At 62.0% G+C, this 23,538-nt stretch carries 21 protein-coding genes; 14 read left to right on the top strand and 7 right to left on the bottom strand.

All coding sequences use genetic code 11. The annotated features are described in order from the left end of the window. The first annotated feature begins 54 nt into the window (after window positions 1–54). Together PVZ80_RS08345 and PVZ80_RS08340 are read left to right on the top strand one after the other, a co-directional pair. Window positions 55–1,134 (top strand): SDR family oxidoreductase, encoded by a 1,080-nt coding sequence (locus PVZ80_RS08345; RefSeq protein WP_273863659.1) that lies wholly within the window; start codon window positions 55–57, stop codon window positions 1,132–1,134. A 152-nt stretch (window positions 1,135–1,286) separates the two neighbouring features. Beyond that, window positions 1,287–2,186, top strand: a complete 900-nt coding sequence (locus tag PVZ80_RS08340) for a DMT family transporter (protein ID WP_273863658.1) — start codon at window positions 1,287–1,289, stop codon at window positions 2,184–2,186. Between the two features lie 86 nt (window positions 2,187–2,272). Here the strand turns inward: PVZ80_RS08340 and PVZ80_RS08335 are convergent, their stop codons facing one another. From PVZ80_RS08335 to PVZ80_RS08320, 4 genes are all read right to left on the bottom strand, one after another. Further along, window positions 2,273–3,163 carry a DUF2950 domain-containing protein gene (locus PVZ80_RS08335; RefSeq protein ID WP_038631924.1) on the bottom strand — a complete coding sequence of 297 codons (891 nt, stop codon included), beginning with the start codon at window positions 3,161–3,163 and terminating at the stop codon, window positions 2,273–2,275. A gap of 26 nt (window positions 3,164–3,189) precedes the next feature. Then, window positions 3,190–4,656 (bottom strand): DUF3300 domain-containing protein, encoded by a 1,467-nt coding sequence (locus tag PVZ80_RS08330; protein ID WP_273863657.1) that lies wholly within the window; start codon window positions 4,654–4,656, stop codon window positions 3,190–3,192. Between the two features lie 134 nt (window positions 4,657–4,790). Next, window positions 4,791–5,465 carry a MarC family NAAT transporter gene (locus PVZ80_RS08325; protein WP_038631927.1) on the bottom strand — a complete coding sequence of 225 codons (675 nt, stop codon included), beginning with the start codon at window positions 5,463–5,465 and terminating at the stop codon, window positions 4,791–4,793. 50 nt (window positions 5,466–5,515) lie between these two features. Further along, window positions 5,516–6,073, bottom strand: coding sequence for a hypothetical protein (locus tag PVZ80_RS08320; RefSeq protein ID WP_273863656.1), 558 nt, complete (start codon window positions 6,071–6,073; stop codon window positions 5,516–5,518). A gap of 647 nt (window positions 6,074–6,720) precedes the next feature. Here PVZ80_RS08320 and PVZ80_RS08315 point away from each other — a divergent pair. Then, complete coding sequence (locus PVZ80_RS08315; protein WP_041989507.1) at window positions 6,721–7,806, top strand: DUF3616 domain-containing protein; 1,086 nt, start codon at window positions 6,721–6,723, stop codon at window positions 7,804–7,806. Window positions 7,807–8,013: 207 nt separating this feature from the next. Further along, the gene (locus PVZ80_RS08310) at window positions 8,014–8,172 is read left to right on the top strand and encodes a DUF2986 domain-containing protein (protein ID WP_009048596.1); all 159 of its coding nucleotides are present in this window, start codon (window positions 8,014–8,016) and stop codon (window positions 8,170–8,172) included. A gap of 75 nt (window positions 8,173–8,247) precedes the next feature. Here PVZ80_RS08310 and PVZ80_RS08305 read toward each other — a convergent pair whose 3' ends face one another. Next, window positions 8,248–10,374, bottom strand: a complete 2,127-nt coding sequence (locus tag PVZ80_RS08305) for a TonB-dependent receptor family protein (protein ID WP_101282308.1) — start codon at window positions 10,372–10,374, stop codon at window positions 8,248–8,250. 300 nt (window positions 10,375–10,674) lie between these two features. Between PVZ80_RS08305 and PVZ80_RS08300 the strand changes: the two genes are divergently transcribed. The 3 genes from PVZ80_RS08300 to PVZ80_RS08290 all read left to right on the top strand — a co-directional run bounded on the left by PVZ80_RS08300 (window position 10,675) and on the right by PVZ80_RS08290 (window position 13,702). Continuing rightward, complete coding sequence (locus tag PVZ80_RS08300) at window positions 10,675–11,157, top strand: cupin domain-containing protein (RefSeq protein ID WP_101282309.1); 483 nt, start codon at window positions 10,675–10,677, stop codon at window positions 11,155–11,157. Window positions 11,158–11,518: 361 nt separating this feature from the next. Continuing rightward, window positions 11,519–13,258 (top strand): SulP family inorganic anion transporter, encoded by a 1,740-nt coding sequence (locus tag PVZ80_RS08295; protein WP_273863655.1) that lies wholly within the window; start codon window positions 11,519–11,521, stop codon window positions 13,256–13,258. Window positions 13,259–13,309: 51 nt separating this feature from the next. After that, window positions 13,310–13,702, top strand: a complete 393-nt coding sequence (locus PVZ80_RS08290) for a GFA family protein (protein WP_273863654.1) — start codon at window positions 13,310–13,312, stop codon at window positions 13,700–13,702. A gap of 13 nt (window positions 13,703–13,715) precedes the next feature. Here PVZ80_RS08290 and PVZ80_RS08285 read toward each other — a convergent pair whose 3' ends face one another. Continuing rightward, the gene (locus PVZ80_RS08285; RefSeq protein WP_273863653.1) at window positions 13,716–14,744 is read right to left on the bottom strand and encodes a sterol desaturase family protein; all 1,029 of its coding nucleotides are present in this window, start codon (window positions 14,742–14,744) and stop codon (window positions 13,716–13,718) included. A gap of 151 nt (window positions 14,745–14,895) precedes the next feature. Between PVZ80_RS08285 and PVZ80_RS08280 the strand changes: the two genes are divergently transcribed. The 7 genes from PVZ80_RS08280 to PVZ80_RS08250 all read left to right on the top strand — a co-directional run bounded on the left by PVZ80_RS08280 (window position 14,896) and on the right by PVZ80_RS08250 (window position 22,679). After that, a complete protein-coding gene (locus PVZ80_RS08280) occupies window positions 14,896–15,810 on the top strand; it encodes a helix-turn-helix domain-containing protein (protein ID WP_101282311.1) in 915 nt (304 codons plus the stop codon). A gap of 67 nt (window positions 15,811–15,877) precedes the next feature. Beyond that, on the top strand, window positions 15,878–16,528 hold the full coding sequence (locus PVZ80_RS08275) for a 2Fe-2S iron-sulfur cluster-binding protein (RefSeq protein ID WP_038631939.1): 651 nt from the start codon (window positions 15,878–15,880) through the stop codon (window positions 16,526–16,528). Window positions 16,529–16,532: 4 nt separating this feature from the next. After that, window positions 16,533–17,528, top strand: coding sequence for an FAD binding domain-containing protein (locus PVZ80_RS08270; protein ID WP_273863652.1), 996 nt, complete (start codon window positions 16,533–16,535; stop codon window positions 17,526–17,528). Further along, a complete protein-coding gene (locus PVZ80_RS08265; protein ID WP_273863651.1) occupies window positions 17,525–19,774 on the top strand; it encodes a xanthine dehydrogenase family protein molybdopterin-binding subunit in 2,250 nt (749 codons plus the stop codon). Before PVZ80_RS08270 ends, PVZ80_RS08265 begins: the two co-directional genes overlap by 4 nt. Before the next feature lie 116 nt (window positions 19,775–19,890). Further along, the gene (locus PVZ80_RS08260) at window positions 19,891–20,511 is read left to right on the top strand and encodes a LysE family translocator (RefSeq protein ID WP_009048606.1); all 621 of its coding nucleotides are present in this window, start codon (window positions 19,891–19,893) and stop codon (window positions 20,509–20,511) included. Between the two features lie 878 nt (window positions 20,512–21,389). Beyond that, entirely contained in the window at window positions 21,390–21,902 is a 513-nt protein-coding gene (locus PVZ80_RS08255) for a hypothetical protein (protein ID WP_038631947.1), read from the top strand. 303 nt (window positions 21,903–22,205) lie between these two features. Beyond that, window positions 22,206–22,679, top strand: a complete 474-nt coding sequence (locus PVZ80_RS08250; protein WP_233146644.1) for a GNAT family N-acetyltransferase — start codon at window positions 22,206–22,208, stop codon at window positions 22,677–22,679. A 91-nt stretch (window positions 22,680–22,770) separates the two neighbouring features. Here PVZ80_RS08250 and PVZ80_RS08245 read toward each other — a convergent pair whose 3' ends face one another. Continuing rightward, window positions 22,771–23,382 carry a LysE family translocator gene (locus PVZ80_RS08245; RefSeq protein ID WP_198918745.1) on the bottom strand — a complete coding sequence of 204 codons (612 nt, stop codon included), beginning with the start codon at window positions 23,380–23,382 and terminating at the stop codon, window positions 22,771–22,773. Between the last annotated feature and the right edge of the window lie 156 nt (window positions 23,383–23,538).

Raw genomic sequence — 23,538 nt, 5'->3', positions numbered from 1 at the left:
GAGTTGGGTCGATAGTTTACGCTTGATTTCTCACCTTAAACAAGGAACAGGGAAATGAGCGTGGAGTGCTTTGTCACGGGGGGTACCGGCTTCATCGGTCAACATCTGGTGGCGTACCTGAGTGCAAAAGGTCACACCATTCGGGTGTTGATGCGTCGCCCGGAGCGACTAGCTGCACTGCGGGAGCAAGTCGACAATTTGGGAGGGTGCGCAACCCGGGTATTTGCCGTAGCTGGCGATCTGGAACGGGACAACCTCGGGCTGAGTCTTGCTGACCGGGAAGTGCTAAGGCATGCCAGAGTCATATTCCACCTGGGCGCCCACTTCGCATGGGGGCTTTCAGTGGAGCATTCTCGTGCGGTGAATGTGGAAGGGGCAAAGCGCGTGGCGCGGTTGGCGGCTGAGCAAAAAAGCCGATTAGTGATGATCGGCGGCTACATGCTGAAAAATCATGAACATCTGCAACGCATCGGAATTGATCCGCGTTATCCGGAGCTGACGAATTGGCCTGCCGTCTACCGACAGGTCGGTGGTTACGAGGGGAGCAAGCTGGAGGCGCATTTTGCGACCCTGGAGGTCATGTCCGCCAAGGGCGGGGAGATTACCGTTGTCCACCCCGCGACGGTCTGTGGCCACAGCCGCACGGGGCATATCCTTGACGGTCAGCCGCTGGTGGAGCTGATCCGCAACCTTGTGCAGGGAAAGCTGACTGCAGTGCCCGGTACCGCCGAGCACTGGCTGCCACTGGTCACCGTGGATTACCTGGTTGAGCTGGTGGCGGTCTGTGCTTTTGATCCTGCCATGGCGGGCCAGGAACTGCTGGCGCTTGATGACCAGACTCCCAACTTGCGAGAACTGCTGGTACAGGCGGCACAACCTTTGGGTTTAAAGGCTCCCAAGCATTACATTCCACTCCGCTTGCTGAAGTGGCTACTGAGTATTCCCCCCGTCGCGCGGCTTTTGAATACAAAACCCGAGGCCTTGGACTTTATCCAGACCACTCGTTTTGATACAGCGGCGGTCGAGCAATTTGCCAACAGGCATGGAATAGCCAAACCGGATATACGCCAGTCCTTGCAGCACACTGCGACGTTCGTCAACTCATATTGCCTAGCCAAGGGCCAGGCCCTCTGACTTCTTCCTTGGGGGCGACAAAGTCGTTAGTCCCGATTAAATGGACTTTCCTAAGGTAAGTGTTGGTGGGATCTTCGTATCCTCAAACTTTGCGCCGTCGATGTAGGGCGGCATTCTATCGAACGACCATTCAGCGACAGGGATCGTCATCAATGCAATCCACTTTCAGCAAAGGCGTCATATTTGCACTCTCCGCTGCGGCACTGAACGCAACGATCGGTGTACTCAGCAAAGTACTAATGAGTAATGGTTTCACCGCCAGCAGTGTCGCTGTCATCAAGACCCTACTGGGTTGCGTGCTTCTCTCGATCCTACTGTTTTTCCTCAAGCGCCCGGCGGCGTCGACCCAATGGACTCAGGCGGCTATCTGCGCATTCCTTGGCATCTTTGTGCTGTTCTATTTCGAAACGTCCGCCTATCAACATTACGCTGCGGCAGGTGTGGTGGTGGTGCTGATGGCCAGTGCCTCAATTTCCTCGATCATTCTGGGGCGCATTTTCCTCAAGGATGCCATCACCGCGAACGCTACCGTTGGCGCCGCACTGGCTATCGCTGGGATCTCGGTGATCTTCGGCGGCGACCTGCAGCAGGGCTTTACCCTGCAAGGTGCTGCGCTCGCCTCCATGGCCGGCTGCGGCTATGGGGCCTTTTCGGTTGCCATGAAGCGTATGGGGGTGTCGGGGGGGCTGCACTTCACTCGACAATTGTTGTTCTTTGGCAGCCTGTACCTGCTGATGCCGGCGGCGGCCGACGGTTTCGCGATGGGCGAGTTGTCGCCGCTGGTGATCGCCGCGCTGCTGGCGCTGGCCACGCTGCCGACAATCCTGGGCTTCTTCTGCACCACCAAGGCCATCGAGTATCTCAAGCCATCCCAAGTGCAAGCGCTGGAGCTGACCGAGCCACTGTTCGCTGCGCTGCTGGCATTTGTGGTGCTCAATGAAGTACCGCGCGAAAGCCTGTACGCGGGCGCGGCACTGATCATCGTCGGCCTGTGTTTCTCCAATGAACTCATCCGCTTGGGCAGCAAAGCATCCGTCTCTTCGACCGGTTGAATCCACAGCCGATTACCGCCTGTTGAAATGAGAGGCGAAGCATGCCCTCTACGATCCGCTGACGGGTGATTGAAGCCAGGCAACTGTTACGGCTTCTGATCCAGGGTGACCTCCTGCCAGCTGTCATCGGGATCGAACCGCTTCATCGACTGCGCCAATTTATAACCCTCGGGTCCCAGGTCTTTCTCGAACACTTGGCCCTCATGGCTGATCATGAAACTCATCACCCCGGTGTCCTCGTATTTCGCCGGCCAGGCGATGAGGGCAAAGCCACGGCTCATCTTGTCACCGATGAGGTAGCTGTAGGCGCCACCCGGTGCCGAGGGACCTTGTCCCTCGAGGATGCGGAAGTGGTAGCCATGCCAATCTTCATCGGCGATGGCATTGCCGAACAGCGGACCCAAGGGGCTGAGTTGACCGCTATCGTCATCCGCCCAATAGAGTCCGTCGTGCTTGCCGGGAGTGCTGAAGATTTTCTGCGCATATTCGAGGGCGCCGTCACCGTCATGATCCACTGATGCATAGTCCATCTGGGCGTCGTGATAGGTCAGCACCGATTGCACCGCGGCCAGTTCGTTGCTGCCGATTCGCCGCATACGGATTTCGGCGCTACCGGCCTTGATGTCGAAGCGCCAACCCTTTTCGGCTTTTACCAGGGGTATCGGCAGTGTCCAGTGGTCACTGCCGACCGACAGGACAGCGTTGCGGTCACTGGTTTTTTCGATGGAATGTCGCTCGCGGTAGAGCTTCAAAAACGCATCCACGTCACTGCGCTGGACGCCACCTCGCGGGATGAAACTGCGCCAGTCTTCACCCAGCAGCTGCATCAGGCGTGCCTGATCGGCCTGTTGTGTGCCCAGGGCTTCGACGAACGCCTGAGCGGCCTGTTCCGGGGTTGGAAATGCCTGCTGTGCCATAGCCGTGCATGACCATGCCAGGCTGGCGCTGATCATCAGGAGACGAGGGAGCGAGCCCATGAATGCTTTCACTCGAGGAAGTGTGTTCAACGCCGGCCCCCCCCTCTTTGTCGCATGGAGGCACCGGACGGCCTGCTGATCTGATGGCCGGCGGATCGCGCAGCACTGGGGCGCGTGGCGGATGCCTGGCTGGTTCGGCCACGGAGGGCCTGGGCGTTGGACTGGGACGGCGAGCGCGCGCCGGCAAAAGCATTATTGCGTGCACTGCCGGGGCTGGCGGTCGGGCGTTTTGGCGTTCCCTGGCGTGTTTGGGAGAGTTCCTGGCGGCGCTGATTCGTCTGAGCGTTCTGTTGTCTGGGCTGCTGATTTTCCCGGATGTTTCTGTCAGTACCTTGGTTCCTGTCAGAGGCTCTCGGTCTGTCTGCCCCGGCTTGCATGCGATTATCGACCTGCGCTCTGCGCGCTTGATCACGGGCCTGGAGGTTAGTGGTGGCTGGTCGTTCGATACCGTGCCTGTCCATTGAACTGCGGGCTTTTTCACGCGCCTGGGCGCGTTGGGCATTATCCCCTCGAAAGGCCTCACGCTGATTGGCACCGTCCAGTTGTCGACCGTACTGTTCACGGCTCCTGCTGTCTCGATAGGGAACGCCATCGCGATGAAGGGAGTTGTGCTGCCACTTGTTCTGGTTCCTGTTGATCTGGGTGTTGCGATTGATGTTGTTGTAGCGGTCGACGTCGATGTCGATGTCGTTGTTGTCCCAGTCACAGTCGCCCCACAGCGAGGCGACGATCGCCACGCCGGTCCCGAACGCCAGCCCGGCCATCAAGGCCGATCCGGGGTAATAGGCGGGGGGCGGTGGATAGTAGACGGGCGGCGAAGCAGGGTAGGCCCAGGTGCCATAGGTAGTGGTCGGATTGTACGTGGGGACGTAGACCACTTGCGGGTCGGCAGGCTCGATGACGATGGTAGTGGAGCTGTTGGCAGGGGCAGGGGCAGGGGCAGGGGCAGGGGCAGGGGCTGCCGGTGCCGGTGCAGCCTGAACCGTCACGTTCTGATATTGGTTGCTCTGCAGGTTGCCTGCTGCTTGCGCCTGATGCCGCAAGCGTTGCACGCCGTCCATGACATCGTCGGGTTGCGCCAGAAAGGCATCGCCCAGACGCTGTACCCAGACCGGGTCTTGTCCCAGTGTTGCCAGGACCTGTGGGAAGGCAACCAGCGCCTGTACGCTCGGGTCCCAGGTCTGGCTCGACACTTGTTTGACCGCATCATCGCCCTTGGCGCCCGGATGCGCTTTGGACCAGGTGACCGCCTCGGCGATTTCCCCGGGGTAGGTACTGGCCATCAATACCTGTGCCAACAGTGGATCCGGGTATAGCGCAATGGGAGCCAGCATCTGATCCAGCTGCTCTTGGGTGAACACGACATCTTTGGCCGGTGCCGTCAGGGGCGCTGTAGCCGCAGCGTTTGCAGGCGCATTCTGGGTTTGCGCCAGGCAAGAAAACCCACTTAGAACCAGTACAGCTGACACCGCGTAAAGTAATGAAATGCGCATCGCCCCACCTCATGTGGTCAGGCAGGCTTGAGAGGACTGGATCAATGTCAGGGAGTGAGAACGGCCGACCTCGATGACTCCGCTAAAGGGTAGCAGACACCCATGCTTTAGCCTCCCGCAGCGTGGAGATTGAATTATTGAGGGCGGGGTAAATGAAAATTATTGTCAATGATGGTTTGTACTATTTCTATCGACCCATTTATGGCGAACTGAGCCCCCATACATACGAGTAGAAAACCCATCAAGCGTGATATTGCATCAATGCCTGACTCCCCTGTTAGTTTCATTATGGGGCCTGAACTGCGTAAGCAGATCCAGAGAATAATGGAAGTAAACAAGAAGATTAATGGAGGCGCGGTTAATAGAACCCAGGTTGGAAATAACGTGCTGTGTTTAATGGTCGCGGAGGAGCTGATAATCATCGCGATCGTTCCTGGCCCGGCAGTACTGGGCATGGCCAGCGGAATGAAGGCAAAACTGGCCTGTTCCTTTGCGCTGTTGACGACAGGAGAAACATGGACAGGCTGCGGGAAGAGCATCTTCAAGCCCATTATTATGAGAATACCACCGCCTGCCATGCGCAAGCCCGGAATGGAAATGTTAAAGGCGTCCATAACAAACTCACCTACGTAATAGGTAAGTGCCATGATAAGAAAGACATAAAGCGAAGTCGAAAGCGCCTGTTTGTTTTTTTCTTTTTGGCTAAGGCCTTTGCTCAGGGCAATAAATAAAGCCACTGTTGTAGGCGGATTGATCAGGGGTAGCAAGGCCAGTAGTCCCAGCGCTATAGCATTCAATAGTTCTGTCATATCCAAGCGTCCGGAGTAGCCTTCATCAAGGTCTCTGCTTGTCAGCCATATCAGCGCGAGGTTTTGACTTTCATTACCTCGGTGTAAATGGCGTTGATCGTCTGACCCACCTGGAGCTTCTTCATTCGGGCCTGAAGCTGTGGGTCCTCGACCTTCAGGACGGTCAGTTCGCCCTCTGGAGGTAGCAAGGTCACTTCATGCTTTTCCAAGTCAATGCGAGTGATCTTTGACGTGACCTTGACCTTGCGAACCGCCTCGCCACCTGGGTCAGGATTGTCCTGTGTGGCACGGATAGTCATTGATTCGTCGCTAACCCCTGGTGCAGCTTCGACATTCGTGTCGAGCACATAGGCGACTGAGCGAACAACGTGGATATCGACCTTGTCGCCGACCTTCAGGTTGCCCAGGGCCTTGGCTTTTTCCGTGAGCTGGATGGATACCGGGCTTTTGTTGGTGTCTTCTATGGTGACTTGATGATTCACCGGATCAACGGCCAGCACCCGCGTAATGATGTGACCTTCCAGGGAACGGCTACCCAACGGCACCTCGGCTGCATGGGCCATGATTGAGGCAAGGGCAACAACGGCAAGGGAGGGCATCGGTTTCATGGGCCTGTTTTTCTGGTGTTGGCTGGTAGAACAGCGCTATGGATTACCGGTCGGAGCGGTTTGCACATTAGGTCAAAGCATAGTCATTGATTACCGAGATGCCCGGTCACAGTGTCGATTGGGTTGTTCACCTGTTTTGTCAGGTCTTCGATCAGCAGGTTGGAGTTGAACTTTCTGTCCTCGTCTTGAAGGCGTGTAGCAGTTCTTGGGCCGATTGCAGCTTGATGCGAAGGTCTGTAAACGACCCGAAGCAACATGATCGCATCACGGAGTGAAGGGGGTGCGCGGCCATATCTTCAACAATACTCGCCCCGTCAACGCGCAAAACCTGCGCTGTTTGCTCCGCTATCCCCGCCCCGCCCCGCCCCGCCCCGCCTCGTGTCGCGCCCTGTGCGTCCGGAGAAATCCGGGTTGTCATATTGCGAAGCCCATTCGCGAAAGACCACGTGTATGTCATGCATATCGCCACCGGGTGCGATGCGATCGCCAAAGCGCGCCTTTTCACGTGCGGCCAGCTTCTCAAGGTGAACAACAGCGCTCTAGCGCCTGTGAAAAAACGTGCTAGACAATAATCTTGCTTGTCGTTGGCTAGCCACTAGCCTCGACAACAGCCTGTTCGCTTCACCCCGTCTGGCAGGAGAGTGCTCATGAGCGAACGAATCAATGTGGTGATACTGAGCTTTGCCCCGGCGTTTGCAGCGTTGCGCGATGGCCTTTCGGTCGCTCAGCGGATTGGCGACACACTGTGGGTGGCCAACGATGAAGCCACAAGCCTGGAGCGTCTGAAAATCCAGGGCGCTGCACCAGGCGGCGCGGTGATCTGCGCTGAGCACCAATCGTTCTCGCTCATGGAATACCTGGACCTGCCCATACCGGAGCCAGACACCGAGATCGATATCGAGGGGTTGGCCTATGACGATGGTTACCTCTGGGTGGTGGGCTCCCATAGCCTCAAGCGCAGGAAGGCCGAGCCCGACAAGCCGGCGCAAAAGAACATCAAGCGGCTATCGACGGTAGAGGCAGACGGCAATCGCTTTTTGTTGGCCCGCATTCCGGTAGTACGGCAGAGCGACAGCTATGAACTTGCCAGGGCGGTGGATGCCGATGGGCGTACGGCGGCGCAGCTGCGTGGCAACGCGCTTGGCAACGACTTGACCTGGGAAATTGCCAAAGACGATCAGTTACGGGACTTCCTGCCCATCCCGGGTAAAGACAACGGTTTCGATATCGAAGGGATGGCGGTCATTGGCTCGCGGCTGTTGTTGGGGTTGCGTGGGCCGGTCCTGCGCGGATGGGCCGTGCTGCTGGAGATCGAGCCTGAACTCAATGACGACCCCAGCGAAACCTTGGTGCTCAAGAAGATCGGGCCGCAGGGGCGCCGCTACCGCAAGCACTTCTTCGCGCTCAATGGCCTGGGGGTGCGAGACCTGTGCGTCAGCGGCGACGATCTGTTGATTCTGGCGGGGCCGACCATGGACCTGGACGGACCGGTAACGGTGTTCCGTTGGCGTGGCGGCTTCGCATCTGATGAGGAGCTTGTGGTCTTTGCGGAGCAATTGGAGAGGGTTCTGGAGGTGCCTTTCGGGCAAGGTGACGACCATGCCGAGGGTATGTGTCTGTTTGACGTGGCTGAGGAGGCCGGGGAAGGTCTGCTAATCGTTTACGACGCTGTCGCGCCGCGTCGTAAACAGGGCGATCTGAGTGTGGAAGGGGACCTGTTTATCCTGAAGTAGTCACGCATCTGGCCTGATCGGGCACTTCAATGGCAACCCAGGCGAGCTTATGGTTGCGGGCGCTATCACCGGCGGTTTGGTCGGCCGGCGCAAGGTGATGTCGAATAGCACTTACAAAAAGTTATTGCTGATGGGAGCCCAGGGGCTCCAAGGTCATGCACTCAGTAGCTGATATCATTCGAACACTTACCGGCCGAGCAGAAGAACATGAACCGTCGCAAGAAAATCAACCAGCTACTGAAGGCTCACGCGAAAAAGGCCAGTGCCAAGCTGGCACCGCGAAAGCCCAAATACATCAGCAAGGCCGACCGCTTGAAGCTGGATGCCGAATCCACTCCCGAGTCCGTGGTTTCCTCCGAGAGCTGATACCGCTGCTTTCCCGGGTGGCTTCATGCTGCCCGCCAAACGGGATCGCCTGCTCACATCTGGCCGTCCCAGGCCTTAACGCAGGCTCCACGACACCCCGACATACATCGCCATGCCTTCCCCCGGTGTGGATCGCGCCGCGTCCAGCCCTTTGTCGTCGTAGCCCGGGGTAACGGTGGCGGCGTAGTGCTGGTCGGTCAGGTTGCGCAGGTCGAGCCAGGTCTGCCAGTCGCCCTTGGGCGCGTTGTAGCCCAGGGTGGCGCCAAACAGCGCATAGGGATCGGCGTAGTAACTGTTGGCGTAGTCCACCGCCACCTTGGACACCAGTTGCGTGTTGAGCGCGGCGAAGAAACCCTGGGGCCAGTCGTAGCGCAACTCGCCCTGGTAGTAGTGCATCGGCAGGCCCGGCAGGCGGTTGTCGCCGAAGCGCTCATCGTCGCGGTAATGGAAGTCGCTGAAGGTGTAGCTCTGGCGCAGGCTCAACTGGCCGCCGTCGTCCCGCGACCACAGGGTGCTCTGCAGGCTGGCTTCCACGCCCTGGTGCACGGTGGGGCTGGCGTTGAGTTCGTAGGGCGTGGTGGCGTTGGCGTCCGGCAATACCGAGAGCAGTTCGTGGCGCACCTGGGCGTAGTACCAGGCCAGGCTCCATTGGCCGATGGCGCTGTCGCCACGGCCGCCGAGTTCCAGGGTGGTGGCGGTCTGGTTTTGCAACTTGATCGGGTCGCGCTGGGTGCCGGTGGCCGCGCCGCTGCCGGCCGGGAAGCGCAGGTTGGAGCTGTAGATCAGCGACCAGGGATGCGGCGCCTCGACCGAGCGGCTGAGGTTGCCGAACAGTTGCAGGTCGGGGGTCAGCTGGTAGCGCAGGCCCAGGCGCGGCGCATAGTCCCAGTCGCCGAGGCTGGTCTTGCCGCCGCCTTCGGGATAGGTCACGGCGCTTTCGCGGCGAGTGTAGATGGCGGCCAGGCCGGTGGTCAGCCACAGGTCGTCGGCGATCTCCAGGTCATTGCCGACATGCAGGACGCTGTCCGAACCCTGGTAGGTGAAGTTGCGCATGTGGGTGCCCGGCGCGAAACCCGCGGTGTTGCCGCTGGGAATACGCACCCGCTCGCTGGCCCCTGAGTTGGGCAGGTGCTTGGTCACCCGCAGGCCCAGGGTGCTGTGGCTTTCCAGGCCCCAGAGGGTGTCGCGACGCTTGTAGTCGAAGGTGCCGCTGACATCGGTGTAGGCCACCTTGAGGCGGTTGGGGCCTTCGCGCAGGTCCATGGGGTAGTCGTGGTAGACCAGGCCGGTCTGGAGGCTCGAATCGTCGTCGATGTACCAGGTGGTCTTGTTGCCGATAAAGGTGCTGCCCGGCTGGTCGCGGCTGTCGTTGCGCGTCACGTAGGCCGGGTTGGCCGCCCGTGGGTCGTGCTCGATGGAGCGTTGGGTGACCCGCCCGGCGAGGTCGTTGTCGGTCTGGCGATGGCGGATGTAGAAGCGGGTTTCCAGGTTCGGGTTGAAGCGATAGCCGAAGTTGGCGATGACCCCCTGGCTCTTGCTGGCGCTGTGGTCCTGGTAGCCATCGGAGCGCGCGTCGGTCATGGACAGGTAGTAGTCGAAGTCGCCCAGCACCTGCCCGGAGCTGACCTGGCGCTGCTGATAGCCGTGGCTGCCCGTGGCGTAGCGCACCTGCAACTTCGGGGCGTCGTAGCCGGTGTGGCTGATGTAGTCGATGGCGCCGCCCAGGGCCAGGGCGCCGCGGTCGAAACCGTTGGCGCCGCGCAGCACTTCCACGCGGTCGAGCCACAGCGGCTCCAGCAACTCATAGGGCGTGCCGCCGGGGCCGGTCAGCGGCAGGCCGTCGAGCATCGTGTACAGCCCCGAGGCATGGGCGCCCGGCGCGCGATTGATGCCCGAGCCGCGGATCGAGATCTTCACCCCCTCGTTGCCCGCGGACTGGGCATAGACCCCCGGCTGGTACGCCAGCACATCCTGGTTGCTGGCCACCCGGCCCTGCAGCGGACGGCGCAGGTCCACCACATTGCTGCCGCCGGGCACCTGGGCCAGCCGCGCCTTGGCTTCCTCGATCGATGCGTCTTCGCCGCTGCGCTCCTCGGCGCCGATCAGCACTTGTCCCAGCTCCAGGCCCTGGGCTTCGGCCAGGGCCGGACAGACAAGGGCCAGGCCCAGCAAGGCAGAGGGCAGGGGACGGGGCGAAGGCATCGGGGGGAACTCCAGGCATGGGGGAACGGGCAGTGAGAACTGCGACGTATGAAAGAACGAAGGAAACACATGGCAATTTGGCTTGTTTGCCAGGTCGACGGGCCTCGGCCGATTGGCCGGCGGTTGCCTGTGCGGCAATACCCGTGCGCTATCAAGGCTGTTCGCAATGGATATATCCGCGCATCGGCGTTCGGCTATCGTCACCCTATATGACTCGATCGCGCAGCCGCTGTGCTTTTGCGTTGATGCTCTGTTGGCCGCTGCGATTCACCCACCGCTCTCAAACGCGAGGACATCACGATGAGCGCCCACAAAGCTGTCGCTGTTTCACTGGCCCTGCTCGGCGCGGCCTTCCTGGCCTCTGCCGCTCTGGCCGAGGGCACAGGGTTGATTGCCGCCACCCCCGCCGAACTGAAATGGACACCCGCGCCCTCGGTAGGGCCCGGGGTGATGATTTCGGTGATCGAAGGCGACCTGAAAAAGCCAGAGCCCTTCACCATGCGCCTGATGCTGCCGGCCAACACGAAAGTCGGGGTGCATACCCATCCCGTGACCGAACGTGTCACCGTGATCTCGGGCACCTTCTACTTCGCCACCGGCGACAGCTTCGACGCGGCCAAGGCCAAGGCCTATCACCCGGGCGACACCCTGATCATTCCCGTCGGTACACCGATGTACGCCGCCACTCAAAAACAGGAAACCGTGCTCCAGCTCCACGGCACGGGCCCCTGGGGGATCACCTACCTCAACCCGGCGGACGACCCCAGGAACAGCAAGCAGTAGCGAGCAGAGCCTGGCGGTGCATCCATCGGGCCTGACCTCGTTAACGCGGTGGTCACCTGGAAAAGGGGAACCGGGTTTGCACCCGGCCAGGGTGAGCATTGGCTGAATTGGCTGGCGACTACCGGGCCAATACCGCGGGAGGACATTGGTTGCCAGCCGTGCTGTCGTTTGGGGGGAGGGCTGGCGACGGAGGACCGGCCGCGGTCTGTCACGGTGTCTGCCGAATCAGAGGACGCTCGATCCGCCGATATTTTGTTGAAAAGCCTGCAAAGAAAAACCGACTCTGCTTATCTCTCATCCAGGGCACGAGCTTTCGCGCCCGCCATACCCCTCGTCAAAGCCCCTGATCAAAGGTACCTCCATGCTGCTCGCCCGTTGGCTGCCAGGCTTGGCCAATCTCCTGCAATACCGCCGCGAATGGTTCAGGTTCGACCTGCAGGCCGGGTTGTCGGTGGCGGCCGTGCAGATCCCGATTGCCATCGCCTACGCCCAGATTGTCGGGCTGCCGCCGCAGTACGGCTTGTATGCCTGCGTGTTGCCGATGATGGTCTATGCCCTGGTGGGCAGTTCGCGGCAGTTGATGGTCGGGCCGGATGCGGCCACCTGCGCCATGGTCGCTGGGGCGATCGCGCCCCTGGCGCTGGGCGATCCCGAGCGTCTGGCGCAACTGGCTGTGATTGTCACGGTGCTGGTCGGCCTGATGCTGATCGGCGCCGGCATCGCCCGGGCGGGGTTCATTGCCAGTTTTTTCTCGCGGCCCATCCTGATCGGCTATCTGAACGGCATCGGCTTGAGCCTGCTGGCCGGGCAACTGGGCAAGGTGCTGGGCTACAAAATCGAAGGCGAGGGTTTCATTCTCAGCCTGCTGAACATGCTGCAGCGGCTTGGCGAAACCCATCTGCCGACCCTGGCCATCGGCGTGGGCGCCCTGGCGCTGCTGATCTGGCTGCCGCGGCGCTTTGCGAGGTTGCCGGCGGCGCTGGTGACGGTGGCCATCGCCACCCTGTGCGTCGGCTTTCTGCGCCTGGACAGCTACGGCGTCTCCGTACTGGGCCCGATCCCTTCGGGCATGCCGCAGTTGAGCTGGCCGCAGACCAATATGGCCGAACTGAAAAGCCTGCTGCGCGATGCGCTGGGTATCGCCACGGTGAGTTTTTGCAGTGCGATGCTGACGGCCCGCAGCTTCGCCGCCAGGAACGGCTACACGGTCAATGCCAACCATGAGTTCCTGGCGCTGGGCGTGTCCAATATCGCCGCCGGGGTCTCCAGTGGCTTCGCCATCAGCGGCGCCGATTCGCGCACCGCGGTCAACAGCATGGTGGGGGGCAAGAGCCAGTTGGTGGGGATTATCGCTGCCCTGGTGATTGCCCTGATCCTGCTGTTCTTCACCGCGCCCATGGCCTGGATCCCCCAGGCGGCGCTGGGGGCGGTGCTGTTGATGGCGGGCTGGGGGCTGATCGACATCCAGGCGATGCGGGTTATCCGCAAGCTCAGCCGTTTCGAGTTCTGGCTGTGTGTGCTGACCACCCTGGGCGTGATTGGCGTGGGGGTGCTGCCGGGCATCATCGTCGCGGTGCTGCTGGCGATCCTGCGGCTGCTCAAAAGCATCTACCAGCCCACCGACGCGGTGCTGGGCTGGGTACGCGGGATCGAAGGCCAGGTCGATATCAGCCAATACCCGCAGGCGCGCACGCTGGCGGGGCTGGTGGTGTACCGCTTCGATGACGCGATCCTGTTTTTCAACGCCGACTACTTCAAGGCGCGCCTGCTGGAAGCGGTCGAGCGCGAGCCCGATCCCCGTGCCGTGCTGTTCGTCGCCGAGGCGGTGACCTCGATCGACGTCAGCGGCATCGTGGCCCTCAGGGAGGTGCGCGACACCCTGCTGGCCCGCGGTATCGTCCTGGGCATTGCCCGGCCGCACGGGACATTCCTGCGGATGCTGGTGCGTTCGGGCCTGGCGCGCGAGCTGGAGCAGAAATTGTTGTTTTCCTCGGTACGCGCTGGCATTCGTGCTTATCGAGTCTGGCGCAATCAGCTGCAGCGTGAGGCGCCGAAAGAACCAGGCCGGGCCGGCGCCGCGCAACAGCCGTCCCATGACTGAACGCGGCCTTGGCCAGCCACCAGCAATGCTTGATTCAAGAGGAGGTGCAGCATGGAACGATTCACCGGCGGTTGCCTGTGCGGCAAGGTGCGGATCGTGGCGGCGGGGCGCCCGTACCGGGTCGGCCTGTGCCACTGCCTCGATTGCCGCAAGCACCATGGCGCGCTGTTCCATGCCTCGGCGATCTTCCCCGAGGACGCGGTGACCATCGAGGGCGAAACCCGCGATTACGCCGGGCGGTTTTTCTGCCCCTGCTGCGGCTCGTCGGTGTTTGCCCGCACGGCCGATGAAGTCGAAGTGAACCTGGGCGCCCTGGACGCCCCCGACCAACTCAAGCCCACTTACGAAAGCTGGACTGTTCGGCGCGAGTCCTGGTTGCCGGCGTTTCCACTCGCCAGGCGCTACGCGCGCGATCGTGATGCCAGCAGTCGCTTCGAGGAATAGCGGGCGCCCCGGCTTATGAATAGGGCGTTTGCGGCGCCACCCCGCGCGGGCGTTTGGCCAGGAGCTTGCGGGCGGTCTCGATGAAGGGCGTGACGATCAGGCTGTAGACCGTCAGGTAACGTTGCGAGTCCTGCTCCCCGGTGCCGAAGCGCAGCGGCTCGGGTGTCGAGCAGGTGACGTAGAGCGTGCCGAACATCCAGTCCCACAGGGACAGGTTGGTGCCGAAGTTGCGGTTGAAGTGGCGGGGCGCGTCACTGTGATGGATCTGGTGCTGGGCCGGGCTGTTCAGCACATGCTCGAGCCGCGGGCCGAACGACAGCCAGACATGGCTGTGCCGCAGGTTGGCCGCCAGGCTGTTGAAGATGAACACCAGGTAGGTCACGCCGAACAGGGTATAGCGGCTGATCTCGCCGCCGCAGGCGTACCAGAAGCCACCGGCGTAGAGGCCCAGGCACAGGCCAATGCTCAGTTTCTCGACGATCTTTTCCACGAAGTGCACCCGGCTCGCCGTCGCCGGGACCAGCACCGGCGCCGAATGATGGACCTTGTGGAATTCCCACAGCCAGCGCGAGTGAAAGGCCCGGTGCGCCCAGTAATGGATGAAGTCCTTGAGCAGGAACAGCCCCAGCCCGTAGAGCAGCGACAGCCCGAGGTTCTGCCCCAGGCGCGGGCGCTCGCCCCAGAGGTTGCTGAAAAAGGCCAGGTAATCCCCGGAGCGCAGGATGTAAGGGTCGACCAGATGGACGATGGGCAGCACCAGCGCGACCTTGAGGATGGCGCGCACGAAGTAGTAGCGATAATCCAGCAGCGCCGAGCGGTGCAAGTGCACCCGGCTGCCGCCGATGAAGTGCCAGAACGAGTGGGCGTCGCTCAGGCCGCGGCGCTTCCTGAAGCGGAACAGGCCATAGGCGACGCCGTAGGACACGCACAGGAACAACAGCCCGAGCCGGCCGTTCAGATTGAAAATACCGAGAAACTGTTGGGTAACAGGGGCGATCACCCAGTCGATCAGGTGCTTATAGATAAGCGACAGAGCATCCACGAAACGCCAGCCTCAGGCAAAGGGATGGCATTGTAAATCAGTTCGGTTTGGCCGGGGATTGCCCCAGGTCGCTTCTTTTTCGCTTGGAAGTTGCCAGTGATCCTGGGGTACGCTGGCCGCTCGCTGTATCCCACGGGGAGGTGCCTGGTTTATGAGCGTATCAAGGGAATCCGCAAACCTGTCGCTGGAGCCCCGGGTCGGCGCGGGCTGCATCCGGGCGCGGGGCGCCGAGGGCGCGGTGCTGCAATCGGCATCGCTGTTCGATGGCCTGGTGACTATCGATCACCGCCGCTGGGCCTGCCGCGAGGCCGAGCTCAGCTGGACGGCGCCGCAGCACGTGGTGATCCTCACCGAGCGCGGAGCCACGGCCAAGACTCACATCCGCAGCAGTTCCACGCTCAATTACCAGGGCTGCGACCGCCCCGGGTCGATCAGCTTCGTGCCGGCTGGCGTCGAGCGCCAGGGCTATTTTCGCGAGGCCGACCTGATCTATACCGCCCTGTGGATCGACACAACCCTGGATTTCCCTGGCTGCCCGCAACTGGCCGAGCTGCCCATGCGCATCAACAGCGGCGATGGGGTGATCCACTCGCTGCTCGCCGCCCTCAGCGCCGAGATGGTCAGCGGGCAGGTCCTGGAAGCCAGCTACATAGAACACCTGGTGGCGCTGGTGGGGCTGCGCCTGGGACGGGGCGATACCGCCAGCGCTGGCCACGGGCGCCTGGGGCCGCAGTTGCTCAAGCGCTTGCGCGACTACGTCGATGCGCGCATCGACGGCAGCCTCTCGCTGACCGAACTGGCGCGGATCGCTGGCATGCCTGTCGACACCTTCGCCCGTCACTTCAAGGCCGAGACCGGCATGGCGCCCTATGCCTACGTGATCGAGCGCCGGGTGCGCCGCGCCGAAAGCCTGCTGCGGGCCGGCAGCATGCCGATCAGCGCCATGGCGCTGGAGCTGGGGTTCTCCAGCCAGAGCCACTTCACCTCGACCTTCAGGCGCATCACCGGGACCACCCCGAGCAGCTACCGCCAGCAGGCTTCCCGAATCCTGACAAGCTCGTCCTGATACCTGAAAGAACGGCGCCACGCCCTTGGCGATACTCGGGTCCAGCCGTTCATTTCAGGAGAGCACCATGCAAGACCTGGACTCACCGCGTCCGTCGCGTCGCGCGCTGCTGCAAGCCGGGGCCGCCGCCAGCCTGTTGTGGGTAGGCGTTGGCAGGGCACAGCCCCAGTCCGCCCCGGGGCTATCTGAACCCGTTCGCCCGTTGCCATCCCAGGCGATCACTCTGCGCATCAACGCCAGCGACCAGTTGCTGGACCTCGACCCACGCACCACGTTGCTCGACGCACTGCGCCATCAACTGGGCATGACCGGCTCGAAGAAGGGCTGCGACCACGGCCAGTGCGGCGCCTGCACGGTGCTGGTGAATGGCCGCCGGATCAACGCCTGCCTGAGCCTGGCGGTCATGCATGACGGCGACGAGATCACCACCATCGAGGGGCTGGCCAATGGCGACCTGCTGCACCCCCTGCAGGCGGCCTTTATTGCCCGCGACGCCTTCCAGTGCGGGTACTGCACGCCGGGGCAGATCTGCTCGGCGGTCGGCATGCTGCAGGAGGTGCGCGCCGGCTGGCCCAGTCATGTCACCGAGGACCTGACGAGCCAGCCCGTCGCCCTGAGCGACGGGGAGATCCGTGAGCGCATGAGCGGCAACCTGTGCCGCTGCGCCGCCTATCCGAACATCGTCGCCGCCATCCGCGACGCCGCCGAGGAGGCCTGAACCCATGCTGCCTTTCAGTTATGAGCGCGCGAGCGACGTACAGCAGGCCGTCAGCCTGATGGCCGCGCAGCCTCAGGCGCGTTTTATCGCCGGCGGCACCAACCTGATCGATTTGATGAAGCTGGGCATCGAGCGGCCCACGCACCTGATCGATATCAGCCGCTTGCCCCTGGCCACGATCGAGGACAGCGCCGACGGCGGCCTGCGCATCGGCGCCCAGGTGCGCAACAGCGACCTGGCCGCCGACAGCCGTGTCCGCGAGCGCTACCCGTTGCTGTCCCAGGCGCTGTTGGCCGGTGCCTCGGGGCAGATCCGCAACAAGGCCTCGGCCGCGGGCAATCTGCTGCAACGCACGCGCTGCCCGTACTTCTACGACCCGGGCATGGCCTGCAACAAGCGCGAACCCGGCAGCGGCTGCTCGGCCCAGCAGGGGCACAACCGCATGCACGCGATTCTCGGCGCCAGCGAAGCCTGCATCGCGGTGCATCCCTCGGACATGGCGGTGGCCATGGCCGCCCTGGAGGCGCGGGTGGAGACGGTCCAGCCCGGCGGCCAGCGCCGCTCCCTGGCCCTGGATCAGCTGTACCGCCTGCCCGGAACGACGCCCGAGGTCGAAACCCGGCTGGCCCATGGCGAGATGATCGTGGCTATTACATTGCCGCCGCCACCACCGGGGCGGCAGCTGTATCGCAAGGTGCGCGATCGCTCTTCCTATGCTTTCGCCCTGGTCGCCGTGGCGCTGGTGGTCGAGGTTCGCGCGGGGCAGGTCCGCACGGCCCGCATCGCCCTCGGCGGCGTCGCTGCCAAACCCTGGCGGGCCACGGCGGCGGAGCAGGCGTTGCTCGGCCAGCCGTCCGCTATGGCGGTTTACCAGCACGCCGCCGACATCGCCCTGGCCGACGCGCGCGGGCAGGGCGGCAACGATTTCAAGATCCCCCTGGCCAAACGCACCCTGCGCCAGATGCTGGCCAGCGCCACCCAAGAGCGAGCATCGGCATGAGCACATCAATACCAACCCAAGTCGCCGACGGCCCTATCGGCCAACCGCTGGACCGGGTCGATGGCCGGCTGAAAGTCACCGGCCGCGCAACCTACGCCTACGAGCAGCGGGAAATGGGCGACACCGCCTATGGCTACATCCTCGGGGCGACCATCGCCCGGGGCCGCATCAGCGCGATCGACACCCGCGAGGCCGAACGGACGCCGGGCGTGCTCTATGTCATGACCCATCGCAACGCCCCCGCCCAGGTGGCATTCGGCCCCGCGGTGACGCCGACCACGGCCGAGGTGTTCAGCCGATCGCGTCCGGTGTTGGCGACCGATGCTGTGCGTTACTACGACGAGCCGGTGGCGCTGGTGGTCGCTGCATCCTTCGAGGCCGCGCGAGCGGCGGCGCGCCTGATTCGCGTGAGCTACACCCCCGAGCAGGGCGACTTCGAGCTCGCTTCACGCCTGGCCCAGGCCTACATCCCGCCGCGGACCAACGCCGGTCTCCAGACCGACAGTACCGTCGGCGATTTCGAGTTGGGGTTCGCCAATGCGCCGGTCAAGCTCGACAGCACCTACAGCACCCCGTACCAGAGCCACGTGGCGATGGAGCCCCATGCCTCCATCGCGGTCTGGTCCGGGGACGACCTGACCCTCTATACCTCGGCGCAAACCCTGGCGAACTTCCGCGCCGGCCTGGCCAGTACCCTGGGCATCGAGCCGGCGCGGGTGCGCATCGTCAGCCCTTATATCGGCGGCGGTTTCGGCTCCAAGCTGATCATTCATCCCGACGCGGTGCTGGCGGCGCTCGCCGCCCGGGTGCTCAAGCGCCCGGTGAAGGTCGCCCTGACTCGCCAGCAGATATTCGCCAACGCCGGCTATCGCCCGGCCATGCAGCATCGGGTGCGGCTGGCGGCGGAGCACAGCGGCAAGCTGACGGCCCTGGGGCATGACGTCTGGTCGAGCACCTCGCGCTTCGAAGAGTACTGCGAGCAGACCGCGGTGTTTGCCCGCTCGCTGTATGCCGCGCCGAACCGCCTGACCCGCCATCGCCTGGTACCGGTCGACCTCAACCGCGGCGAGTGGATGCGCTCGCCGGGCGAGGCGCCGGGCATGCTCGCCTTCGAAAGCGCCATGGACGAGCTGGCCGAACGCCTGGGCCTGGACCCCATCGAATTGCGGGTGCGCAATGAGCCGGAACTGGACCCCGAGTTGGGTGTGCCCTTCGCCTCGCGCAATCTGCTGGCCTGTATGCAGACCGGCGCCGAGCGCTTCGGCTGGAGCCGCCGCCAGCCCAAGCCCGGCAGCGTGCGCGAGGGCCGCAAGCTGATCGGCATGGGCATGGCCGCGGCGATCCGGCCCAACTACCTGGGGCTGTCCAGGGCCCTGGTGAGCCTGGGCCCGACCGGGCGGGTGCTGGTGCGCCTGGACATGACCGATATCGGCACCGGCACCTACACCATCCTGACCCAGGTCGCCGCCCACAGCCTGGGCGTGCCGATGTCGGCGGTGCAGGTGCAGTTGGGCGATAGCCGTTTCCCGCAGACCTCGGGCTCCGGCGGTTCCTGGGGGGCGGCCAGTTCCAGCTCGGCGGTGGAGGCCGCCTGCCAGGCCTTGAAGCAGCGGATCATCCAGGCTGCCGGCGCGCCTTACAACCAAGCGCCGGTACGCTTCGCCGACGGCCGTATCAGCACCGGCGAGCGCTCGGAACGCCTCAGCGACCTGCTGCTACGGGTGGCCCCCGCGGGGTTGCAGGCCGAAGGCAGCGTCGGGCCGATGGGAGAGGACTACAAGCAGTTTTCCCAGATTTCCAATGGCGCGCATTTCGCCGAAGTCGCGGTGGACATCGACACCGGCGAAGTCCGTTTGCGGCGCATGCTCGCGGTGATCGGCGCCGGGCGCATCCTCAACCCCAAGACCGCGCGCTCGCAGATCCTCGGCGGCATGACCTGGGGCGTCGGCGCGGCGCTGATGGAGCAGACCCTGCTCGACACCCGCCACGGGCACTTCGTCAACCATGACCTGGCCGAGTACCTGGTGCCGGTCAATGCCGATATCGCGGCGATGGATGTGCTGTTTCTCGAAGAACCCGATACCAGGGCCAACCCCCTGGGCGTCAAGGGCCTGGGCGAGCTGGGCGTGTGCGGGGCCGGGGCGGCCCTGGCCAATGCTGTCTACAACGCTACCGGCATTCGCGTGCGCGAGTTTCCATTGACGCTGGACAAACTGCTGCCCGGGCTGGCCGCCATGGAGGGCTAGGCGCGGCCGCATCGACAAAAATCTCGACGGCCTGCGCTGGATTGGGCAGGCTTGTGGGGCCGCAGCAGCCCGGTCGGCTGCTGTGGAACTCAAGCCATCAGCCGACGGACGCCTCCATGAACCTTGCCACCCTGATGCTCTTCCTCCCGGCCTGTTTCGCCCTGAACATGGCGCCAGGGCCGAACAATCTGTTGTCGATCCGCAATGCCACCACCTATGGCTTTCGCGCCTCCTGCCTGGCGGGAGCAGGGCGGCTGGCCGCCTTCGCGGTGATGATCGCCCTGGCCGCGGCCGGGCTGGCGGTGGTGCTGCAAGCCTCGGAACTGCTGTTCCACGGGATCAAGATTCTCGGCGCTGGCTACCTGCTGTACCTGGCGTACCAGCTGTGGACCGCGGATACCCAGGTCGAGGCCGAGAACAAGACCGCGCCACTGGGCCTGCTGGCCTTGGCCCGGCAGGAGTTTTTGGTGGCCATTGGCAACCCCAAAGCCATCCTCATCTTCACCGCCTTCCTGCCGCAGTTCGTCGACCCTCAAGCACCGGTGTCCACCCAGTTCCTGGTGCTGGGCGCGCTGTTCCTGATCCTGGAATGGATCGCCATCAGCGCCTACGCCTACATGGGCCTGCACATGCGCCGCTGGTTCGCCGAGCCGCGGGGCAAGAAGCTCTTCAACCGTTGCTGCGCGGTGCTGTTGTCGGGGGCGGCTTCGGTGTTGCTGTTGGCGCGGCGGGTGTGAGTCGGTTGGTAGGTTGCGCCAAGATTATGGACACTCGGTAGTCAAGGGCTGTTTTGCGGCCAGAAGCAGTCGGTGGGCAGACTAGTGGAAAATAGGTGGTGTCCTGCTAGCCTCTTTACCGTAGTCAGTCTTGCTGCCACCCCAGTCGCGTTTCCCTCTATAGATCTGGCGTTTACCTCGACAAGATCGCGACATGGCATGTCACCTAATAGTGGATAGCGCCATGAAATTTCGGTGCCCTAGCTGTGGTTATATCGCAGACAACCTTCCGCCAAGTCATAAGTGTCCTAAATGCGACGAATTTTCCCACGATTGGCTGATTTATGATTGGGAAAGCTTTGCTTTAATCAAACGCCGACATATTAGATATAACTTTTTAATAACTGGCTTGGTTTTAATTAATTTACTTGTCGCGATTATCTTGAAGTCAACAGATGCATTTCAATGGTTGTTTAACTTGTTATTTATCCCAGCAACGATCAGTTTGTTCTATTGCCGAAAGCAGCTTAGAAGGAAATCGGAGTATGAAGGGCATAGAGGCGGGGCTATGCTTCCTTGGTTTATCGGTTTCGGGGGGCTCTAAAGCGGCTAACAAATCGTATATGGACTCTCCCCACAAGTGGTGAGTAATGCCGTCAGGGCGATTGCATTCGTATATCTGGCCGGTGTTGGACTTGCTCGACCTAGCCACTCCGTAGTTCGCGTAACGGGCCAGTCGTTCATGGGCGATGGCAGGTAGCCCTCAGCAGTGAACGACCGTAAAGGGTTGAATCCACAGTTAAAAGCTGCCTTTCTGACAGGCTGCTTTCGGCTAGGAGCAGACCTACGGAATAATGTGCTGAACTCTGTACCACCCAGGCTACAAATGCGAGAAAGCCATGGAACCTAATTCAACGCCTGACCCGGACGAAACGGCGGGACAACTGATGGCTCGTCGAGAGGCGATGCAAGCTGAGGCTGCATCGTTACTCGGACAGATGCTCTTCGCGTTCTCGTCCGTCGATGTGAATTTAGGGCTCTGCTTGGCGTGGTTGGACAACGGCACAAATTTGGAAACCTTATCGAAATCGATCGAAGGGCAGAACATCCATACGAAGCTCGAAGCGCTTTCGACCCGAGTCGCAGAGAGGTTACCGGCTGGCTCCAAACACCGTGCGGCCTATGAACGCTGGATTAAGCGTGTGCATGCCGCTCGGTTGCGGCGCAATGAGATGGTACACGGTCGATGGGGCGTCGAGGCGCACCGTCACAAGATCGTCAATGTCATTGGACTTCCCTCCGGTGCGCAGCGATGCGTTGAATACAACCTTGCGGAGTTGGCCGCGTTCAACAAAGAGTTGTGTGCATTAGAGCGAGAACTAGCCAGGCTACGAGCACACTGGCCCCTCTAGGCGGCTTGTCTGAAAGAGGCGGAATCACTGAGTTCAATGTCTAGCGAAAACAGAGGATCCGGCACCAGCACGGACACGTTAGCCACCGCCGAGTCGACAGGCTTTCTCAACGTCTGCTATCGGGATACAGCTACTTCCGCTTTGGGTCGACTGTTGCCTGATACAACCGGCAGTCATTGGCTGATTACTGTCTTTCGTGGATGCCCCTTTGGGGCCAGAGCTTGTAAGAAACACCTGAGAGTTAATCTTGAAGACCGGACGTGCTGTCCGCACAGATGAGTCAGGCAGGGTGCCAAAGCAAACATGGGATATCGAGTGGTTACGTCAACAGGCGAACTGGCGATACGTCAGATCTCAGTGCTTGCTCCGGAAATCCTGGAACTGGAAGCGGAGGCCGTTGCAGAAGGTTTCAGGTTTCTCACGCGCCTGGTTGCGGATTGGAAAAGCGGGGCCAATCGATTCGATCAACCCGGTGAGTGTCTTTTGGGCGCTTTCCGCGACGGGCAACTGATTGCCATCGGCGGTCTTTCCTATGATCCATATACCGGGCCGGGCATCGGCAGGCTGCGGAGGGTATACGTCGCGCGAGCAGCAAGGGGGCAGAGTGTGGGTAAGGCTCTGGTGCAGCAGCTTTTGGCCTATGCGGCTCAGCGATTTCGTGTCGTGCGCCTATCCACGGATACTCCGGAGGGCGCCGCATTTTACCTGCGCTGCGGGTTCCAACCGATAGAGGATGATTTTGCGACTCATGTGAAGTCATTAGCCGATGCCAGGTAACCCGCTCATTGAAGGGCAGATGGTTGGCATAGCCGGTCAACGGCGAAGAGTGAAGGCTTTGCAGGCTTGCAAAGCCTTGCTGCAGAGGCCATCAGCGCGAAACGGCCATCCAGCCCGCACATCCCGTCATTACCCCAGCTGAGGTTCTGTTCAGACGCTTCATTGCCTTCGGAGACTGTATGGCGTTCTTGATGCGTGATGCCGTAACGAGGTACGCCAATTGGACGGTGAGATCGATCCCGATGCCGAGCGCGGTAATCAGGATGACTTCTGGCCAGGACAGTGCCGTCAGATCGAATGCGTGAGGCAACACCGCACCGAAAAATACCACGGCCTTTGGATTGCTCAGCGTCAGCACTGCGCCTGCAAGCAGACCTCGGCTTGCCGAGCGCTTTGGAGGGGCTTGAAGGTGCTCGGTGTTCTTCGACCACAAGTTCCATGCGATGAACAGAATAAAGGCGACACCCAGCCACTTCACGGCAATGAACACCTGCTCGAACTGCAGCGCCAGTGCCGCAAGACCGAGGGTGGCGACCACCAGCCAGACAGCATTGCCCAGCACCATGCCTGCGATGAAGGGCAGCGTCGCCCTCGCGCCACGTGACACCACTTGCCCTAGCAGGGCTCCCTGAGCGGGGCCGGGGATTGCAGCCGCAATCGCGAATGGCACGACAAAAAACCAGAGCGAAGAAGTAGCGCTCATGGGTGAAGCCTCCCTGTTGTCTTGGTATATCGAACGGCATGTTCGCACTGGGTGAGCAGGGAAGACAGTACGGTCGCTTGCTCCCCAAGGCACGCAGTGGTGAATTCCCGCGTTGAGTCCAGAGTGTGTAGAAAACTATGTCGAGGTGCATGAGTT

This window comes from Pseudomonas sp. B3G-3 (assembly GCF_028640915.1).
Lineage (GTDB): Bacteria > Pseudomonadota > Gammaproteobacteria > Pseudomonadales > Pseudomonadaceae > Aquipseudomonas > Aquipseudomonas chlororaphis_I.
This window is presented reverse-complemented; position numbering and strand designations above follow the sequence as displayed.

Bases quoted from the DNA above. Each gene is read 5' to 3' on its own strand.
- PVZ80_RS08315 (WP_041989507.1), top strand. From the start codon at position 6,721: ATGAGCGAACGAATCAATGTGGTGATACTGAGCTTTGCCCCGGCGTTT.
- PVZ80_RS08340 (WP_273863658.1), top strand. From the start codon at position 1,287: ATGCAATCCACTTTCAGCAAAGGCGTCATATTTGCACTCTCCGCTGCG.
- PVZ80_RS08280 (WP_101282311.1), top strand. From the start codon at position 14,896: ATGAGCGTATCAAGGGAATCCGCAAACCTGTCGCTGGAGCCCCGGGTC.
- PVZ80_RS08255 (WP_038631947.1), top strand. From the start codon at position 21,390: ATGGAACCTAATTCAACGCCTGACCCGGACGAAACGGCGGGACAACTG.
- PVZ80_RS08325 (WP_038631927.1), bottom strand. From the start codon at position 5,465: ATGACAGAACTATTGAATGCTATAGCGCTGGGACTACTGGCCTTGCTA.
- PVZ80_RS08275 (WP_038631939.1), top strand. From the start codon at position 15,878: ATGCAAGACCTGGACTCACCGCGTCCGTCGCGTCGCGCGCTGCTGCAA.
- PVZ80_RS08320 (WP_273863656.1), bottom strand. From the start codon at position 6,073: ATGAAACCGATGCCCTCCCTTGCCGTTGTTGCCCTTGCCTCAATCATG.
- PVZ80_RS08310 (WP_009048596.1), top strand. From the start codon at position 8,014: ATGAACCGTCGCAAGAAAATCAACCAGCTACTGAAGGCTCACGCGAAA.
- PVZ80_RS08295 (WP_273863655.1), top strand. From the start codon at position 11,519: ATGCTGCTCGCCCGTTGGCTGCCAGGCTTGGCCAATCTCCTGCAATAC.
- PVZ80_RS08345 (WP_273863659.1), top strand. From the start codon at position 55: ATGAGCGTGGAGTGCTTTGTCACGGGGGGTACCGGCTTCATCGGTCAA.
- PVZ80_RS08265 (WP_273863651.1), top strand. From the start codon at position 17,525: ATGAGCACATCAATACCAACCCAAGTCGCCGACGGCCCTATCGGCCAA.
- PVZ80_RS08250 (WP_233146644.1), top strand. From the start codon at position 22,206: ATGGGATATCGAGTGGTTACGTCAACAGGCGAACTGGCGATACGTCAG.
- PVZ80_RS08245 (WP_198918745.1), bottom strand. From the start codon at position 23,382: ATGAGCGCTACTTCTTCGCTCTGGTTTTTTGTCGTGCCATTCGCGATT.
- PVZ80_RS08270 (WP_273863652.1), top strand. From the start codon at position 16,533: ATGCTGCCTTTCAGTTATGAGCGCGCGAGCGACGTACAGCAGGCCGTC.
- PVZ80_RS08305 (WP_101282308.1), bottom strand. From the start codon at position 10,374: ATGCCTTCGCCCCGTCCCCTGCCCTCTGCCTTGCTGGGCCTGGCCCTT.
- PVZ80_RS08260 (WP_009048606.1), top strand. From the start codon at position 19,891: ATGAACCTTGCCACCCTGATGCTCTTCCTCCCGGCCTGTTTCGCCCTG.
- PVZ80_RS08300 (WP_101282309.1), top strand. From the start codon at position 10,675: ATGAGCGCCCACAAAGCTGTCGCTGTTTCACTGGCCCTGCTCGGCGCG.
- PVZ80_RS08335 (WP_038631924.1), bottom strand. From the start codon at position 3,163: ATGGGCTCGCTCCCTCGTCTCCTGATGATCAGCGCCAGCCTGGCATGG.
- PVZ80_RS08330 (WP_273863657.1), bottom strand. From the start codon at position 4,656: ATGCGCATTTCATTACTTTACGCGGTGTCAGCTGTACTGGTTCTAAGT.
- PVZ80_RS08290 (WP_273863654.1), top strand. From the start codon at position 13,310: ATGGAACGATTCACCGGCGGTTGCCTGTGCGGCAAGGTGCGGATCGTG.